General features: G+C 71.5%; 16 protein-coding genes. 15 read left to right on the top strand and 1 reads right to left on the bottom strand.

Translation table 11 applies throughout. From position 1 onward, the window contains the following. Positions 1–23: 23 nt before the first annotated feature. Complete coding sequence (locus TBR22_RS15580) at positions 24–1,106, bottom strand: DUF4097 domain-containing protein (RefSeq protein ID WP_239488767.1); 1,083 nt, start codon at positions 1,104–1,106, stop codon at positions 24–26. Between the two features lie 77 nt (positions 1,107–1,183). On the opposite strand from TBR22_RS15580, the gene TBR22_RS15575 reads away from it, so the two are divergent. From TBR22_RS15575 to ffh, 15 genes are all read left to right on the top strand, one after another. Further along, on the top strand, positions 1,184–2,239 hold the full coding sequence (locus TBR22_RS15575; RefSeq protein ID WP_239488766.1) for a lysylphosphatidylglycerol synthase transmembrane domain-containing protein: 1,056 nt from the start codon (positions 1,184–1,186) through the stop codon (positions 2,237–2,239). Beyond that, the gene (gene nrdR, locus TBR22_RS15570; protein ID WP_239488765.1) at positions 2,236–2,694 is read left to right on the top strand and encodes a transcriptional regulator NrdR; all 459 of its coding nucleotides are present in this window, start codon (positions 2,236–2,238) and stop codon (positions 2,692–2,694) included. The genes TBR22_RS15575 and nrdR overlap by 4 nt, the downstream gene beginning before the upstream one ends. Positions 2,695–2,696: 2 nt before the next feature. Further along, positions 2,697–3,230, top strand: coding sequence for a DUF4390 domain-containing protein (locus TBR22_RS15565; protein ID WP_239488764.1), 534 nt, complete (start codon positions 2,697–2,699; stop codon positions 3,228–3,230). A 1-nt stretch (position 3,231) separates the two neighbouring features. Beyond that, a complete protein-coding gene (locus TBR22_RS15560; protein WP_239488763.1) occupies positions 3,232–5,544 on the top strand; it encodes an ATP-binding protein in 2,313 nt (770 codons plus the stop codon). Between the two features lie 2 nt (positions 5,545–5,546). Further along, complete coding sequence (locus tag TBR22_RS15555; RefSeq protein ID WP_239488762.1) at positions 5,547–6,959, top strand: sigma-54 dependent transcriptional regulator; 1,413 nt, start codon at positions 5,547–5,549, stop codon at positions 6,957–6,959. Between the two features lie 23 nt (positions 6,960–6,982). Next, a complete protein-coding gene (locus tag TBR22_RS15550; protein ID WP_239488761.1) occupies positions 6,983–7,858 on the top strand; it encodes an RDD family protein in 876 nt (291 codons plus the stop codon). An 11-nt stretch (positions 7,859–7,869) separates the two neighbouring features. Then, complete coding sequence (locus TBR22_RS15545) at positions 7,870–8,352, top strand: phosphatidylglycerophosphatase A (RefSeq protein ID WP_239488760.1); 483 nt, start codon at positions 7,870–7,872, stop codon at positions 8,350–8,352. Continuing rightward, the gene (locus TBR22_RS15540; RefSeq protein ID WP_239488759.1) at positions 8,349–9,638 is read left to right on the top strand and encodes a competence/damage-inducible protein A; all 1,290 of its coding nucleotides are present in this window, start codon (positions 8,349–8,351) and stop codon (positions 9,636–9,638) included. Before TBR22_RS15545 ends, TBR22_RS15540 begins: the two co-directional genes overlap by 4 nt. A gap of 22 nt (positions 9,639–9,660) precedes the next feature. Further along, positions 9,661–10,257 carry a glycerol-3-phosphate 1-O-acyltransferase PlsY gene (gene plsY, locus TBR22_RS15535; RefSeq protein WP_239488758.1) on the top strand — a complete coding sequence of 199 codons (597 nt, stop codon included), beginning with the start codon at positions 9,661–9,663 and terminating at the stop codon, positions 10,255–10,257. Further along, on the top strand, positions 10,254–11,249 hold the full coding sequence (locus TBR22_RS15530; protein WP_239488757.1) for an NAD(P)H-dependent glycerol-3-phosphate dehydrogenase: 996 nt from the start codon (positions 10,254–10,256) through the stop codon (positions 11,247–11,249). The genes plsY and TBR22_RS15530 overlap by 4 nt, the downstream gene beginning before the upstream one ends. Positions 11,250–11,405: 156 nt before the next feature. Continuing rightward, positions 11,406–12,332, top strand: coding sequence for a signal recognition particle-docking protein FtsY (gene ftsY / locus TBR22_RS15525; RefSeq protein ID WP_239488756.1), 927 nt, complete (start codon positions 11,406–11,408; stop codon positions 12,330–12,332). After that, positions 12,326–13,429, top strand: a complete 1,104-nt coding sequence (ribD, locus tag TBR22_RS15520; protein ID WP_239488755.1) for a bifunctional diaminohydroxyphosphoribosylaminopyrimidine deaminase/5-amino-6-(5-phosphoribosylamino)uracil reductase RibD — start codon at positions 12,326–12,328, stop codon at positions 13,427–13,429. The genes ftsY and ribD overlap by 7 nt, the downstream gene beginning before the upstream one ends. Next, the gene (locus tag TBR22_RS15515) at positions 13,392–14,009 is read left to right on the top strand and encodes a riboflavin synthase (RefSeq protein ID WP_239488754.1); all 618 of its coding nucleotides are present in this window, start codon (positions 13,392–13,394) and stop codon (positions 14,007–14,009) included. The genes ribD and TBR22_RS15515 overlap by 38 nt, the downstream gene beginning before the upstream one ends. Next, positions 14,006–15,250, top strand: a complete 1,245-nt coding sequence (locus TBR22_RS15510; RefSeq protein WP_239488753.1) for a bifunctional 3,4-dihydroxy-2-butanone-4-phosphate synthase/GTP cyclohydrolase II — start codon at positions 14,006–14,008, stop codon at positions 15,248–15,250. Before TBR22_RS15515 ends, TBR22_RS15510 begins: the two co-directional genes overlap by 4 nt. 216 nt (positions 15,251–15,466) lie before the next feature. Beyond that, positions 15,467–16,843: a signal recognition particle protein gene (ffh, locus tag TBR22_RS15505; RefSeq protein ID WP_239488752.1), complete on the top strand. Its 1,377-nt coding sequence runs from the start codon at positions 15,467–15,469 to the stop codon at positions 16,841–16,843. Positions 16,844–16,854: the final 11 nt, after the last annotated feature.

Genomic DNA, 16,854 nt, shown 5'->3' with positions numbered 1-16,854 from the left:
AAATTTCGAGTCTCAAATTGCCGCTACGTGCCCGAGCGGCCGCGCACCCGCATCGTGCCGCGCTCGAGGGTGAGCTTCACCAGCGGCCCGCCGCCATTGACGGCGGTCGTCACCGACTGCTTCGTCCCGGCAACCGTCGGCGTCAGGCCGTCGGGCACCCGCAGGTCGCCGTCGGTGACCGCGACCTCCAGGTTCACCCCGCCCGTCCGCGGCAGCGTCACGTCCACGTCGTCGTCCTTGACGGCGATCGTGACCGGGACAGGAGTGTCGATCTCGGCGTCCACGGTCAGCCGCGTCGCGTCGATCGCCAGGGCGTGCGCCAGCTGACGCAGCGCGATGGTGCCGCCGTCGCCGGTGATGCGCACCGGGCCGCCCGTGCCGCGGATGTCCATCCGCGCGTAGTCTTCCTTGATGGTGATCGGCCCGGCCGCATCGATGATGTCGATGCCCGTGCGCTCGGAGTCCAGCGTCACCGACGCGGGCCGCTCGAGGCGAACGCGGCCGCTCTCGGTCTTCAACTGCAGGACCGTCCCATCGCCGAATTCGGCTCGCCCGCTCTCGTACCGGCCGGTGACCGGCCCGGTGAGGCCCTCCACCCGGAGATCGCCGGCGTAGTCCTTGAGATCGAGGCCGGCCACCCCCCGCACTTCGGCCGACATCCGGGTGTCGCCGAGGCGCACCTTCAGGCGCCTCGGCACGTCGATCCGCAGTTCGAGCCGCAGGCGGCGGCCCCGCACGTCGTGCCCGAACCGCACCCGCGCCTCGGGGCCCGCGCTCTCGAGGGCGATGGTGAGGGCCTTCTCCTGCTTGTCGAGGTCCTCGGCGTCCAGGCCCCCCAGGGTCGCGTCGAGGCGCACCAGGATGTCGGGACGGTCGGTGCCCTCGACCACCACGGGGCCCGGCACGCCGGTCAGGTCGAGAACGGCGACCTCGGCGCCCGGCACGAGGGTCGCCGTCCGGGCCACCGTCCGCCTGGCCTGCGGGCCGTGGAACTGGGCCTTCGCCATGTCCATCAGCCGCCCGAGTGAGAAGCCGGGCGCATCGGCCGGGGCGGCCGGAGCCGTGACCTGGTACACGCCCACACCCAGGAGGACAAAGACCACCACCAGTAGCAGTTCGCGCTTTCCCATAGCCTCGGAAACCCAACCTATAGTACAGTCCCGCCCGAACAGCCCAACGGCGCATGACGGGCTACCTCAAGCACGTACTCATCCTGCTCGTCACCGTGGCGCTCCTCGCGCTCTTCCTGCGGCAGGCCGACCTGACGGCCGTCGGGCGGGAGTTGACGCGTGCCCATCCCGGTGGGGTGGTGCTCGCGATGCTGGCCTCGGTGGCCACCTTCGTCTTCCGCACGATCCGCTGGCAGTACCTGTTGCAGCCGACCGGTCACGTGCCCTTCGCTCCCGCCCTGCGCGCCACCATCATCGGGTTCGGCGCCAACGCGATGTTGCCCGGGCGAGTCGGCGAGGTCATCCGTCCGTACCTGCTCGCCCGGAAGGTCGACCTGGACCCGACGGCGACCTTTGCCACCATCGTGCTCGAGCGTGCGCTCGACATGATCACGCTGCTGGTGCTGTTCGCCCTGTCGGTGGCGCTGCTGGACCCGGCCTTTGCTGTCAATGACGGCAAAATGCTCCATGCAGTTCAGTTCGGCGGCCTGATGGCCGCCCTCGCGGCGCTCGGCGGCCTGGGTGTGGCGTTCGTGTTCGCCGGCCATGCCGAGCGGGTCGGCCTGATCACCGAGCGCCTCACCCGGCGACTGCCGGCCCGCGCCAGTCAGCTGGCGGTCAAGGGGGTGAGTGCCTTCGGTCGCGGTTTCAGCGTGCTGCGCTCCCCGCAGGCCCTTGCGCTCGCGCTGGTCCATTCGCTGGGGGTCTGGCTGTCCATCGCCCTGACCACCTGGGCCATGGCCGGCGCCTTCGAGCTCGACTTCCCCTTTCCCGGCACCTTCACCGTGCTGATGTTCATGGCGGTCGGCGTCTCCGTGCCCACGCCGGGCGGGGTGGGCGCCTTCCACGAATCGGTGCGGCTCGCCCTGACCTCGCTCTACGCGGCCGACAACGACCGCGCCGTCGCCTACGCCGTCGCCCTGCACGCGCTGTCGTTCATCCCGGTCTCGCTGCTGACGCTCTACTTCGTGGCCCGCGAGGGCCTGACGCTGCGGCGGATCGAGGACATCACCCGCACCGGCCTGCCCCCAGGGGCGGCGCCGCTCGCCGAGGGGAGCCAGGCCGGATGAAATGTCCGTATTGCGGCCACCTGCACGACAAGGTGGTAGATTCGCGCGAGAGCCGTGAGGGCGAGGTCATCCGCCGCCGGCGGGAATGCCTGGAGTGCGGCCGGCGGTTCACGTCGTACGAACGGGTGGACGAGATCCCGTACATGGTCGTCAAGAAGGACGGCCGGCGGGAACGATTCGATCGGCAGAAGCTGATCGCCGGGCTGCTCAAGGCCTGCGAGAAGCGGCCGGTCCGTGTCAATGCGCTCGAGGCCGTCGCCGACCGCGTGGAGGCGACGCTGCAGGAGCGCCCGGACAAGGAGATCAGCACCACCGAGATCGGTCAGCACGTCATGCAGGAACTCCGGCAGCTGGACAAGGTGGCCTACGTCCGCTTCGCGTCCGTCTACCGGCACTTCCGCGACATCGGCGAGTTCATGACCGAGCTCGAGGACCTGATCAAGTCGAAGGATTGACGATGCGGCTGCGACTGATGCTGCTGCTGGCCTGTGTGCTGGGCCTGGCCTCCACGGCCAGGGCCGACACGGCCGTGCGCGTGCAGACGGCCCTGCAGGACGGGGAAGTGCGGGTCAGCTTCCAGGTGACCGACGCGGTGTCGGACGCGGTGCGGGCGGCCATCCAGAGCGGGCTGCCCACCACCTTCGCCTACGACGTGGTGCTGCAGCAGCCCTCGCGCTGGTGGTTCGACCGCACCCTGGCGTACATGCGCCTGTCGGCCGTCGTCCGCTTCGACAACCTGACGCGTCGCTACCAGATCACGTTCATCGAGGACGGCCGCGTCGAGGAGGTCCGCACGACCGACGACGAGGCCAGGGCCGTCGAGTGGCTCACGCACTTCCACGGGCGGCGCCTGTCCTCGCACCGCCTCGAGCAGGGCGGCGAGTATCACGTGAGCGTGAAGGCGCAGACGCGTCCGCGCCTGCTCGGCTGGGCGTGGCCGTGGACGCCTGGCGCCGTGCTCGGCAGCGCGAGCTTCCGCTTCCGCCCGTGACGTGGCCATCTTCAACCTGACCGAGACGTCCGTCGCGCCCAAGGCGCTGCCGGCGCCGCAGGCGCCGCCCGTCGCCCGCACGCCCACCCCGCCGTCGCCGCCGCAGCGGCCGCTCCGCGACAACCCGATCTTCGTCCTGCTGGCCATCGGCCTGCTGGTGGCGGCGCTGGTGGCGCTGGTCACCCTCGCCGACCGGTCGACGGGGCTGTCGCCGGCGCTGCTCAGCGAGGTCGTGCTCTACGCGCTGGTCGCGGTGGACCTGACGATGCTCGGCGCGCTGGCCTTCGTGCTGGCGCGCAACGTCATCAAGCTGCTCGTCGAGCGTCGCCGGGCCCTGCCGTTCGCGCGGTTCCGCGCCAAGCTGGTGGCCGCGATGCTGGGGTTGGCCCTCGTGCCCGCCGTGCTGGTGCTCATCGTCGGCAGCGAGCTGATTCGCAACAGCGCCAGCCGCTGGTTCGCCCCGCCCATCGACGACGTGCTGGCGGCGGCGCGCGAGATCGCCAGCGACTACTACCAGGACACGCAGGTGCAGACCAGCCGGCAGGCCGTGCGCCTGGCCCGCCTGCTGTCGTCGGCCGGCATCGAGCGCGGCGACGTGGCCACCATCCGCGCCCGCGTCTCGCCGGAAGTCGCCTCGGGACGGTCCACCCTCGTCGAGGTCTACCGGATCGTCCCCGAGACCGACCCCCTGGAGGTGACGCCGCTCTTCGACGTCTCGGCGCCGACCGTGCCGCGCGACGTGCCGCGCGCCTCGGCCGATCGCCTGGCGGCGCGGGTCGCCGCCGGCAGTCCCGACACGCGCGTCATCGAGCCGCTCGGCAGCGGCGGAGAACTCGTGCGCTCGGCAGCGCTCGTCCGGCCACCCGACGCGATGGCGCCGGTCGGCGTGGTCATCGTCAGCGAGCACCTCTCGGGCAGTCTCGCGCAACACAGCCGCCGCATCGTCGAGGCCTACGAGGGCTACCAGCAGCTGCGCGTGCTGCGGCGACCGATCGAGGGCGTGTACCTGTCGTTCTTCCTGATGATGACGCTGTTCATCCTGGTGAGCGCGACGTGGCTGGGGCTGTACACGGCCAAGCGCATCACGCGACCGATCGGCCTGCTGGCCGCCGGGGCGCGCGAGATCGGGCAGGGCAACTTCGACTACCGCATCGAGCCGGAGACGGTCGACGAGTTCGGCCAGCTGGTCGAGGCCTTCAACACGATGGCCGGCGAGCTCGAACAGTCGCGCGCCGAGGTGCAGCGCAAGAGCCGCGAGGTCGAGGGGCGCAGTCGCTACATCGAGACCATCCTCAAGCGCATCGCGACCGGCGTCATCTCGCTCGACGCGCGCGGTCGCATCAACACGATGAACAGCGCCGCGGCGCGGCTGCTCGGCCTCGACCAGACCGCCGTCGGCCAGATGTTCGAGGACGTCTTCTCGCGCCCCGACCTGCGGCCGCTGCTGACCATCCCGCAGGCCGCGGCCCGCACGCGCGGCGGCACGGCCGGCCACGAGATCGCGCTGGTCCGCGACGGCCGGGACCTCCACCTGGCCGTGGCGGCGACGCCCCTGCGCGACGAGGGCAGCTCCGAAGGCACCGTGCTGGTGCTCGACGACGTGACGCCGCTCATCCGCGCCCAGCGGGTCTCGGCGTGGCGCGACGTGGCGCGTCGCCTGGCGCACGAGATCAAGAACCCGCTGACGCCGATCCAGCTCAGTGCCGAGCGCATCCGCCGCCACTTCACGGCCTCGCCGCCGCAGACCCGCGAGCTGGTCGACGAGTGCTCGACCAACATCATCGGCGCCGTCGAGTCGCTCAAGGGCCTGGTCGACGAGTTCTCGCAGTTTGCGCGCATGCCGGCGCCCAAGGCGGTGCCCTCCGACCTGCACGGGCTGCTCGACGAGGCGCTGGCGCTGTACACCGGCCTTCCGCACCTCACCGTCGAGCGGGAGTACGATCCCGCCATGCCGGTCATCCGGGTCGACCCCGAGCAGTTCAAGCGCGTGGTGATCAACCTGGTGGACAACGCGGTCGAGGCCCTGGCCTCGGCTGGCGGCGGCGTGCCGGCCACCGCCTCGGGCACCATCACCGTGCAGACCACGTGGGACGAGTCGCACCGCCTCGCGCGCCTCGTCGTCGCCGACGACGGGCCCGGGCTCGGCGAGGCCGACCGCAGCAAGCTGTTCCTGCCGTACTACTCGACCAAGGGCCGCGACAGCGGCCTCGGGCTCGCGATCGTGCGCCGCATCATCGTCGAGCACGGCGGGACCATCGAGGCGTCGGATCGTGCCCCGCACGGCGCCGCCTTCACCATGGAACTGCCGGCCTAGCCATGCGCCCGAGCGTCCTCATCGTCGACGACGAAGCCGGCGTGCGGTCGGCCCTGTCGGGCGTGCTGCGCGACGAGGGCTTCGAGGTCGAGGCCGTCCCGAGCGGCGAGGCCTGCCTGGAGATCGCCCCGGGGCGCCACTTCGACATCATCCTGCTCGACGTGTGGCTGCCCGGCATCGACGGGCTGGTCACCCTCTCACGCCTGCGCGATCGGCACGTCGACGCGGCGGTGGTGGTCATCTCGGGACACGGCAACATCGAGTCGGCGGTGCGCGCCGTGAAGATGGGCGCCTTCGACTTCGTGGAGAAGCCGCTCTCGATCGACAAGACGCTGCACGTGGTGCGCAACGCCCTCCGGCAGCGCCAGCTCGAGGAAGAGAACCGGGCGCTGCGCGAGCACGTCGACAAGCGGTTCGTGATGGTGGGGGAGAGCTACGTCATGCGGTCGCTGCGCGAGCAGATCGCGATGGCCGCGCCCACCAACGGCCGGGTGCTGATCTTCGGCGAGAACGGCACCGGCAAGGAACTGGTCGCGCGCAGCATCCACGCCCTGAGCCGACGCCGGAGCGGCCCGTTCGTCGAGGTCAACTGCGCCGCGATCCCCGAGGAGCTGATCGAGAGCGAGCTGTTCGGCCACGTGCGCGGGGCGTTCACCGGCGCGGTGTCGGACCGGCGCGGGCGCTTCGAGCTCGCCGACGAAGGCACGATCTTCCTCGACGAGGTCGCCGACATGACCCTGAAGACGCAGGCCAAGGTGCTGCGCGTGCTGCAGGAGCAGGTGGTCGATCCGGTCGGCGGCCACGACAGCGTGAAGGTCGACGTGCGGGTGCTCGCCGCGACCAACAAGGACCTTACCGCCGAGATCCGCGCGGGGCGCTTCCGCGAGGACCTGTTCTTCCGCCTCAACGTGATCCCGATCTTCGTGCCGCCGCTGCGCGAGCGCGAGGAGGACATCCCTCGCCTCATCGCGCACTTCATGCAGGAACTCTCGCGCGAGCACGGCCGGCGGCCGCGGCAGATTGCCCCCGAGGCGATGGACGTGCTCCGGCGCTACCCGTGGCCGGGCAACGTGCGCGAACTGCGCAACGTGGTGGAACGCCTGCTCATCATGGTCCCGGGCGAGATCGTCGAGCCCGTGCACCTGACCTTCCTCCAGGGCGTGCAGGTCGCCGACGGGTTGCCGGAGCTGGCCACCGGGCCGTCCCTGCCGTTGCACGAGGCGCGCGAGCGCTTCGAACGCGACTACATCGTGCGGACGCTGGCGGCACAGCAGGGCAACATCTCGCGCACCGCCGAGATCCTCGGCGTCGAGCGCAGCAACCTGTACCGCAAGATGAAGGCCTTCGGGATCGTGCCGGCGCGACGCGAGAACCGCGAGGGACCCGTGGCGCTCGAGACGCCCAACGTGGTATGACCACGCGACCGACGGATTGATCGATGCGCTGTCCGAAGTGCAGTTACCTGAGTTACGACGACGTGGAGCGGTGCCGCAATTGCGGCTACGACTTCTCGCTCGCCACCGCCCCGCGCGAGGCCGACCCGGTCACGCCCGAAGGGCCGCCGCGGGCGACCCGCGCGTGGGAGCCGTCGCGTCGTCGTCGGCCGCTCGCCCTCGATCCGTCGGCCGCCGCGGACGGCGCCCTCGACCTGCCGTTGTTCGAGGAGCCGACCATGCCCGAGCCGCCGCCGGTCGGCATCCCGCCGGCGGGTCCACCTCTGGCGGTGCGGCGCAAGCTGGAGCCGCCGCGCACGCCGCCGCGCGTCGAGACCCCGCCGCTCGACGACGATGACGCGGACGTCGCGGCGCCTCCCGCCTTCGCCTGGCCCGACGAGCCGACGATCGACGCCGGACCGGTCGTGGCCGACGAGGCGCCGGCCCCCCGCATCGCGCCCGTCGTTCAGGGCGACGGGCTCGGTCCGCGGATGCGCGCCGGGGCCATCGACGCGGCGATCCTGGTCGCCATCGACGTCCTCGTCGTGTGGCTCACGCTCCGGGTCGCAGGAGTGGGCGTCGACGAGTGGCGCCTGATCCCGCTCGTGCCGCTGGTCGGCTTCCTGTTCCTGCTCGACGTGGCCTACCAGGTGACGTTCGTCGCGGCCTCGGGACAGACGATCGGCAAGATGCTCACGCACCTGCGCGTCACCTACCACGACGACGCGCGCGTGCCGTTCGGCCATGCCGTGGTGCGCGGCGTGGCCCTCGTGCTCTGCGCCGCCCCCGTCGGCCTGGGCCTGTTGCCGCTGTTCCTCGACCCCGAGCGACGCGGCGCCCATGACCGCCTGGCCGGTACCCGTGTGGGGCCGGCGGCCTGAGGAGTCCCCTGGTGTCTTCTCGCGTGTCCCTGGCCGTGGCGACGGCCCTCGGCGTCGGCTACGTGCCGTTCGCCCCCGGTACCTTCGGTTCGCTGGCCGGCCTGGCCGTGTTCGTCGCGGTGCGAGCGGTCGCCGGGCGGCTCGGCATGCCCTGGCTCGACCTGGTGGCGATCGTCGTGGTCTACCTGCTCGGCGTGTGGGCGGCGACCGCGGCCGAGTCGCATTTCGGCCACATCGATCCGGGCCCGGTGGTCATCGACGAGGTCCTGGGGATGCTGGTGACGCTGGCGTGCGTGCCGGTGTCGGTGACCGGTGCCCTCGTCGGCTTCGTGCTGTTCCGCATCTTCGACGTCATCAAGCCGCCGCCGTGCAACCGGCTCGAGGCCCTGCCGGGCGGCTGGGGCGTGATGAGCGACGACCTGATGGCCGCGATCTATGCGTACGCGTGTGTCCAGGGCCTGGCGTGGGTCGCGCCGGCATGGATGCTCGCATGAGCCCCGCGGCGTTCGCGCGCGCCGAGACGATCGCCGTCGGCAGCGAGTTGCTGGCCCTCGGGCGCGTCGACACCAACTCCGGCCACATCGCCGCCAGGCTGGCCGCGCTCGGCATCGACGTCGTGGCGCGCAGCGTGGTGGGCGATCACGCCGGCCACCTCGAGCTCGCGGTCCGCACGGCGTTGCAGCGCGCCGATCTCGTGGTCCTCACCGGCGGCCTGGGCCCGACAGACGACGACCTGACGCGGCAAGCCGTGTCGGCGGCGCTCGGGCGGCCGATGCACGAGGACGCCGAGCAGTTGGCCCGCATCGCGGCGCGGTTCGCGGCGCGGGCGATCCCGATGCCGGCGCTCAACCGCCGGCAGGCGCTGCTCATCGAGGGCGCGCTGCGCCTCGACAACCCGAATGGCACCGCGCCGGGGCAGTGGATCGACGTCGGCGCCCAGGCGGTCGTGCTGCTGCCGGGGCCGCCCCGCGAGATGGCGCCGATGCTCGAACTGGTCGTCGACGGGCCGCTGGCGGCGCGGGCCGGCCGGGCCCGGACTTACACGCGCGGGCTGAAGGTGGCCGGACGCAGCGAGTCGGCGGTCGAGGCCACGCTGCTGCCGCTTTATGCCGAGTGGCGCACGCACACGCCGGCCATCGAGGCGACGATCCTCGCGGCGCTCGGGCGCATCGAACTGCACCTCTTCGTGCGCGGCGAGGAGGAAGCGCCGGCGGTTGCCGCCCTCGAGGCCGCCATCGCACAGGCCGCCGAGGCGCTCGGGCCGGCCGTCTACACGACGCGCGACGAGTCGCTCGAGGAACTGGCCGGTCGACTGCTGCGCGAGGCCGGGTGGCGGGTGGCGGTGGTGGAGTCGTGCACCGGTGGCATGCTCGGGGCCCGGATGACCGACGTGCCCGGCAGTTCGGCCTGGCTCGAGGGCGGGGTGATCACCTACAGCAACGCACTGAAGACGGAGCTGGCCGGCGTCCCCGCCCCGCTGATCGCCGAGCACGGCGCGGTGAGCGAACCGGTCGCCCGCGCCATGGCCGCCGGCGCGCGCACGCGCTGCCGCAGCGAGGTCGGCATCGGCATCACCGGCATCGCCGGCCCCGACGGTGGCACCGAGGCCAAGCCCGTGGGCACCGTGTTCATCGCCATCGAGACGCCGACCATCGCCGCCTGCCGGCAGGCCCGCTTCGTCGGTGACCGGGCGGTGGTACGCCAGCAGTCGGTGTCGGCGGCCCTCGACATGCTGCGGCTCGCGCTGACGGGCCACGATCCGGTCGGAGCGGTGCGCTGACGCGCCCCGACCTGCTGGGCTGATGCGTCCCGCGGACTTCGCACTCGTCGTGGCGATCGGCTTCCTGCTCGGGTCGATACCGTTCCCTTACCTGTTGACGCGCCGGCGCGGCGTCGACCTGCGCACCGTCGGGTCGGGCAACGTCGGCGCGACCAACGTGCTGCGCGTGTCCTCGCCAGCGACGGCCGTGACGGCGCTGGCGCTCGACGCCGGCAAGGGCGGCCTGGCGGTGTGGGTGGCGGCCGCGCTGACCCGCCAGCCGCCGCTGATGGTGTGCGCAGGCCTCGCGGCGATGCTCGGGCACGTCTATCCGCCGTGGCTCGGGTTCCGCGGCGGCAAGGGCCTCGCCACGACCGCAGGCGCCTTCGCCGTGCTGACGCCGGCGGCCACCGGCGTCGCGGCGGCGCTCTTCGTGCTGGTTGTGGCGTTCACGCGGCTGGTGTCGCTCGGCTCGGTGAGCGCCGTGGTGGCGCTGCCGCCACTGGCCGCGTGGTTCGGCGCCTCGACGCCGGTGATCTGGGGCGCCTGTGCGGCGTCGGCGTTCGTGGCGTTCCGGCACCGCAGCAACGTGCGCCGGCTGTGGCTCGGGACCGAGCGACGATTGGGGCAACGACTGTGACGACGACCGTGGTCGGCGCCGGTTCGTGGGGGACGGCGCTCGCGATGCACCTGGCGCGCGTCGGGCACGTCGTGCCGCTGTGCGCTCGCGATGCCGCCATGGCGGCCCGGATGGCGGCCACGCGCGAGAACGCCGAGTACCTGCCGGGACTCGTGCTGCCCGATGGCGTGGCGCCGACGCACGACGCGAGATCGGCGGTGGCCGGGGCCGCGATGATCGTCTGGGCCGTGCCGTCGCACGGCACGCGTGCCATGTTGCGCACGCTCGCGCCGCACATCCGTCCTGGCACGATCATCGTCAGTGCCACCAAGGGGCTCGAGCGCGGCGACTGGCTCCGCATGTCGCAGGTGATCGCGCAGGAACTGCCGACGGAGTGTCCGGTCGTGGTGCTCTCCGGACCGAGCTTCGCCGAAGAGGTCGCGCGCGAGCTGCCGACGGCCGTGGTCGCCGCTGCCACCGACGCCGAGGCCAGTCTCCACGTGCAGGAGGAGTTCCGCGGGCGCTTCTTCCGCCTGTACGCGACCGACGATGTCGTGGGCGTGGAGATCGGCGGGGCGTACAAGAACGTGATCGCGATCGCGGCAGGCGTGGTGGAGGGGCTGGGCCTCGGGCACAACGCGATGGCCGGCCTGGTGACGCGCGGGCTCGCCGAGATGACCCGCCTGGCCGTGGCCCTCGGCGGCCGCCAGGAGACGCTCGCCGGGCTGAGCGGACTCGGCGACCTGGTGCTCACGTGCACGGGCGCCGCAAGCCGGAACCATCACCTCGGCGTCGAGCTCGGCCGCGGCCGGCACCTGGCCGACATCCTCTCCGGGATGCGGATGGTGGCCGAGGGCGTCAACACTGCGGAAGGCATCCTGGCGCTCGGCGCCATGGCGGGCGTGGAACTGCCCATCGCCGAGCAGATGGCGCACGTCCTGGCGGGCCGCACCCACCCGATGGCCGCCACCGAGGCGCTGATGCTGCGCCCGCAGAAGCAGGAGCGGGCGTAGGAGAATTTCAGAATCTCAGAATTTCAGAATCTCGGAATTTCAGAATCGCAGGATTGCAGGGTTGCGCGACGTGGCGCCCGGCGCGGCGCCGCGATCTGTGGCGATGCCGATGAAATTCTGAAATTCCTGGAATTTTGAAATTGCTACACTCGCCGTGTGAGCTTTTTCGACCGGCTGAAGTCCAGCCTCCAGAAGACCAAGGACCAGCTGTTCGGGGCCTTCGAGAGCGCCCCGGCGCCCTCCACCACCACGGCGACCGCCGAGGCGCGGAGCCGTCGCATCGAGTCGATCGAGGCGCTCGAGGAGGCGCTGATCACGTGTGACGTCGGCGTGGCGGCCACCGATCGCATCGTCGAGAGCGTGCGCCGGAAGGCCAGGCGTGGCGACGACCTGCTGCCGATCGTGCGGCAGGAGATCCTGACGATCCTCGAGGGCGCGGCGCCGCCGCCGGTGTCCGGCGCGCACCCGAAGGTGGTGCTCATCGTCGGCGTGAACGGCACCGGCAAGACGACGTCGATTGGCAAGCTGGCCAACCTGCTGAAGCAGCAGGGGCAGAAGCCGCTGGTCTGCGCGGCCGACACCTTCCGCGCCGCTGCCGTCGAACAACTGGAGATCTGGACCAGGCGCGCGGACGTCGGTTTCGTGCGCGCGCAGCCCAACTCCGATCCGGCGGCGGTGGTCTTCGACGCGATTGCCGCGGCGCGGGCCCGTGGGCTCGACCCCGTGCTCGTGGACACGGCGGGGCGCCTTCACACGCGCGTCAACCTGATGAACGAGCTCGACAAGATCAAGCGCGTCGCGGCCCGGGAGGTCGAGGGCGCGCCGCACGAGGTGCTCCTCGTGCTCGATGCGACGGTCGGGCAGAACGGCGTGCAGCAGGCGCGCGAGTTCATGAAGGTGTCGGGCGTCAACGGCATCATCCTCACCAAGCTCGATGGCACCGCCAAGGGCGGGGTCGCGGTCGCGATCGCGCAGGATCTGCGGCTGCCGATTCGATACGTGGGCACCGGCGAGCAGATCGACGACCTCGTGCCGTTCGAGCCGCGCGAGTACGTCGACGCGCTGTTCGAACAGGCGTGGTAGACCTGCAGCACGTCGAGGGCGTGCTCCGGCCGGAGGACGCCCGCCTGATGGCCCGCGCGCTCTGGCATGCCGAGCGGGGCCGGGCGACGACGACCCCGAATCCGCTCGTCGGCGCCGTCCTCGTGGATGACGAGGGTGTCGTCGTGGCGGTCGGGCATCACCAGCGGGCCGGCGGGCCGCACGCCGAGATCGTCGCCCTGCAGCAGGCCGGTGCGCGCGCCGCCGGCACGACCCTGTACTGCACCCTCGAGCCCTGCAGCCACGTCGGCCGGACCGGTCCGTGCTGCGTCGCCGTCGCCGAGGCCGGCATCCGGCGCGTGGTGGTGGCCACCGGGGATCCGTTCCCGCAGGTGTCGGGGCGGGGTTTGGCCTACCTGCGTGCGCGGGGCATCGCCGTCACGGTCGGCGTGGGGCAGGCCGAGGCGCGCCGGCAGAACGCGCCGTTCTTCACCGCGGTCGAGCAGGGCCGGCCGTTCGTGCACCTCAAGGTGGCGATGAGCCTGGACGGCGCCGTGGCGGCGCGCGACGGCCAACGGACGACGATCACCGGGGCCGAGGCAGCACGGTGGACGCAGCGTCTGCGTGCACAGGTCGACGCGATTGCCGTCGGCGCGCGGACGGCGGCCATCGACGACCCGGTGCTCACGTGCCGCGACGTCTTCCGGCCCCGGCCCCTCACGCGCATCGTGTTCGATCGCCGCGCCGGGCTGTCGCCGGCATCGGCCCTGGCCTGCTCGGTCGACCAGGGGCCGGTGCTGGTGCTGGCCAGCGAGGGAGAGGCCGGCGGCGATCGGGTCGATCGGCTCCGCGCCCGCGGGGTCGAGGTCCTGGCCACCGACGGCACGGTTCCCGGCGCCCTGCGGGTGCTGGCCGCGCGGGGCGTCCACGCGCTGCTCGTCGAGGGGGGGCCGACCCTGCACGCCGCCTTCTGGGCGGCTGGGGTCGTCGACCGGGTGAGCGAACTGGTCGGCGATCGCGTCCTCGGCCCCGATGCCGTACGCTGGAAGGTGCCGGCCTGGCTGAACGGGTCGTCGCCTCGCACCGTGCCGCTCGGGCACGATGTCCTACGGGAAGCGGATGTTCACCGGATTGATTGAAGCCACCGGCAAGGTGCGCGGCCTGGCGCCGGTCCCGGGCGGTCAGCGCCTGACGATCGAGACCGATCTCGCGTCGAGCCTGGCCCTCGGCGACAGTGTCGCCACCAGCGGCGTGTGCCTGACCGTGGTGGCCCTCGAGCCCGGCGCGTGGAGCGCGGACGTCTCGCCCGAGACGCTGCGGGTGACGGCCCTGGGCAGCCTGGCGCCCGGATCCTTCGTCAACCTCGAGCGCCCGCTCGCGGTCGGCAGCCGCCTGGGGGGCCACTTCGTGCAGGGGCACGTGGACGGCACCGGCCGCGTCGAGGCCGTCAGGCCCGAGGGCGACTTCTACCGGGTCACGGTTTCGTACCCGGCGGCGCTGGCCGCATACTTCATCGAGAAGGGCTCGGTGGCCGTCGACGGGATCAGCCTCACCGTCGCGGCGCTGGCCGACCGCACCTTCGACGTGCAGATCATCCCCCACACCTGGACGGCCACGACCCTGCGTCACGCCGTGCCCGGCACGATCGTGAACCTCGAATGCGACATGGTGGGCAAGTACGTCCTGCGCAGCCTGTCGTTGGGAACCTCCCGCGCATGACGCCCGCCGACCTCCGCATCGCCAAGAGCGCCGCCCGTGGCCCGTTTGCCAGCATCGACGAGGCCATCGCCGCCTTCCGCAAGGGGCAGATGGTCATCGTCGTCGACGACGAGGACCGCGAGAACGAGGGCGACCTCACGATGGCGGCCGAGCACGTGACGCCTGAGGCCATCAACTTCATGGCCACCCACGGGCGCGGCTGGATCTGCCTGGCGATGACGCCCGAGCGGCTCGACGAGCTGGAGATTCCGTTGCAGGTGCAGGAGAACTCCTCGCGCCTCGGCACGGCGATGTGCGTCGGGATCGAGGCGAAGGTGAACACCTCGACGGGCATCTCCGCGCCCGATCGGGCCACCACCATCCGCGCCGCCATCGCGCCCGAGACGCGACCGTCCGATCTCGCGCGGCCGGGGCACATCATCCCGCTGCGGGCCAGGTCGGGCGGCGTGCTGGTGCGCACGGGGCACACCGAGGCGGCAGTCGACCTCGCGCGCGCCGCGGGGCTCGCGCCGGCCGGCGTCATCTGCGAGGTGATGCGCAAGGACGGCGAGATGGCCCGCGTCCCCGAACTGGCGAAGTTCGCGAAGAAGCACGGGCTGCTGCTCATCACCATCGCCGACCTGGTGCGCTATCGGCTGCGGCACGAGCGCCTGGTGCAGCCGGTGGCGACCGCCAGCCTGCCGACCGAGTACGGCGACTTCCAGGTGCACGCCTTCGACAGCCCGATGGGCGGCGAGACGCACGTCGCGCTGGTTCGGGGCGACATCGGCGACGGCACCGACGTGATGGTGCGGGTGCACTCGAGCTGCCTCACCGGCGACGTGTTCCACTCGGCCCGGTGCGACTGCGGCGCGCAGCTCGACACGGCCATGCGGCGCATCGCCGCCGAGGGCCGTGGCGTCCTGTTGTACCTCAACCAGGAAGGCCGCGGCATCGGCCTGGCGAACAAGATCCGCGCCTACGCGCTGCAGGATCAGGGGCTGGACACCGTCGAGGCCAACGAGAAGCTCGGCTTCAAGGCCGACCAGCGCGACTACGGGATCGGGGCCCAGATCCTGCGCCACATCGGCGTCAGATCGATGCGCCTGCTGACCAACAACCCGCGCAAGTTCGTCGGCCTCGAGGGCTACGGCCTCTCGGTCACCTCGACGCTGCCGCTGGAGATCCCGGCAGGCGAGCACACACTGAAGTACCTGAAGACCAAGAAGACCAAGCTCGGGCACACGCTCAAGGGTGTCTAGCCGCAGGTCTACTCGCCCTTGAGAATGCCGCGATGCCGGGAATGCCGGAATGTCGCGGCGTGGTCGGCCTTCCCAGGACCCGGTACCCGGTACCCGGTGCCCGGTGCCCGGTGCCCGGTGCCCGGTGCCCGGTGCCCGGTGCCCGGTGCCCGTGTAAATCGTGCTACACTCGGCGTTTGCCACAGGGCCGCTGCGCGGTCCGGGTGGACGTGTGTGATGTTCGACTCGCTCAGCAACCGCCTCCAGGACGTCTTTGCCAACCTCGGGAGAGAGGTGCGCCTGACGCCGGAGACGGTGGAAGTGGCCCTGCGGGAGATCCGCATGGCGCTGCTCGAGGCCGACGTCAACTTCAAGGTCGTCAAGGCGTTTGTCGACAAGGTGCGCGACCGCGCGGTGGATGCCGAGGTCCTCAAGAGCCTCAGCCCCGGGCAGCAGGTCGTGCGCATCGTGCGCGACGAGATGCTGGCGTTGTTCGGCGACACGCAGGGCGGCTTGCCGCCGGCGGGCGCCACGCCGCGCGTGATTCTGATGCTCGGGCTGCAGGGCTCGGGCAAGACCACCACCACCGGCAAGTTGGCCAGGTGGCTGGTGAAGCAGGGCAAGCACCCGATCGTCGTGTCCACGGACGTCCGTCGTCCGGCCGCGATCGAGCAGTTGAACCTGGTGGCGAAACAGGCCGGCGTGCGGGTGCACGATCCGGCGGGCAACCTCGACCCGGTCTCGCGTGCGGCTGGCGCGATGCAGGAGGCGCGGACGCTCGGGTTCGACACGGTCATCGTCGACACGGCGGGCCGGCTGCACATCGACGACGAGCTGATGGTGGAGCTCGAGGCGATCAAGGCGGCGGTGGTCCCGACCGACCAGTTGTACGTCGCCGATGCGATGACCGGGCAGGACGCCATCAAGAGCGCGGGCGAGTTCAACCGCCGCGTCGGCGTGACCGGTGTCGTGCTGTCGAAGATGGACGGCGACGCGCGCGGCGGCGCGGCGCTGTCGGTGGTGTCGGTGGTCGGCGTGCCGATCGCGTTCACGGGCAGTGGCGAGCGGCTGGAGGATCTCGAGCCGTTCCATCCCGATCGCGTCGTGTCGCGGGTGCTGGGCATGGGCGACGTGCTGTCGCTCATCGAGAAGGCCGAGTCGGTCGTCACGCAGGAAGACGCCGCGAAGCTCGAACAGAAGATCCTCGAGAACGACTTCACGCTCGAGGATTTCCGGGAGCAGCTCCAGACCATCAAGAAGATGGGGCCGCTCGAGAACCTGCTCGGCATGTTGCCGGGCATGGGGCAGGTGAAGCAGCAGTTGGCGGGGAAGGTCGACGGCAAGCAGATGGCGCACGTGGAGGCCATCATCCTGTCGATGACGCCCCGGGAGCGCCGGAACCATCAGCTCCTCAACGGCAGCCGTCGCAAGCGCATCGCGCGCGGCAGCGGCCGGTCGGTCGAGGAGGTCAATCGTCTCATCAAGCAGTTCCTCGAGATGAAGAAGATGATGAAGATGATGGGTGGGCTGGCGGGCGGGAAGGGTGGCGGCAAGCTGCGCAAGCAGTTCGGCATGATGAAGGCCGCCATGCAGGCGCAGCGCGGGCTGCGATAGGTAGGTCGGGC

Source organism: Luteitalea sp. TBR-22, assembly GCF_016865485.1.
Classification (GTDB): Bacteria; Acidobacteriota; Vicinamibacteria; order Vicinamibacterales; family Vicinamibacteraceae; genus Luteitalea.
This window is presented reverse-complemented; position numbering and strand designations above follow the sequence as displayed.

What these genes read in the sequence shown, in the direction of transcription:
- TBR22_RS15540 (WP_239488759.1), top strand. Translation starts at nt 8,349, where the DNA reads ATGAGCCCCGCGGCGTTCGCGCGCGCCGAGACGATCGCCGTCGGCAGC.
- ffh (WP_239488752.1), top strand. Translation starts at nt 15,467, where the DNA reads ATGTTCGACTCGCTCAGCAACCGCCTCCAGGACGTCTTTGCCAACCTC.
- TBR22_RS15550 (WP_239488761.1), top strand. Translation starts at nt 6,983, where the DNA reads ATGCGCTGTCCGAAGTGCAGTTACCTGAGTTACGACGACGTGGAGCGG.
- plsY (WP_239488758.1), top strand. Translation starts at nt 9,661, where the DNA reads ATGCGTCCCGCGGACTTCGCACTCGTCGTGGCGATCGGCTTCCTGCTC.
- TBR22_RS15555 (WP_239488762.1), top strand. Translation starts at nt 5,547, where the DNA reads ATGCGCCCGAGCGTCCTCATCGTCGACGACGAAGCCGGCGTGCGGTCG.
- nrdR (WP_239488765.1), top strand. Translation starts at nt 2,236, where the DNA reads ATGAAATGTCCGTATTGCGGCCACCTGCACGACAAGGTGGTAGATTCG.
- TBR22_RS15565 (WP_239488764.1), top strand. Translation starts at nt 2,697, where the DNA reads ATGCGGCTGCGACTGATGCTGCTGCTGGCCTGTGTGCTGGGCCTGGCC.
- TBR22_RS15575 (WP_239488766.1), top strand. Translation starts at nt 1,184, where the DNA reads ATGACGGGCTACCTCAAGCACGTACTCATCCTGCTCGTCACCGTGGCG.
- TBR22_RS15510 (WP_239488753.1), top strand. Translation starts at nt 14,006, where the DNA reads ATGACGCCCGCCGACCTCCGCATCGCCAAGAGCGCCGCCCGTGGCCCG.
- TBR22_RS15515 (WP_239488754.1), top strand. Translation starts at nt 13,392, where the DNA reads ATGTCCTACGGGAAGCGGATGTTCACCGGATTGATTGAAGCCACCGGC.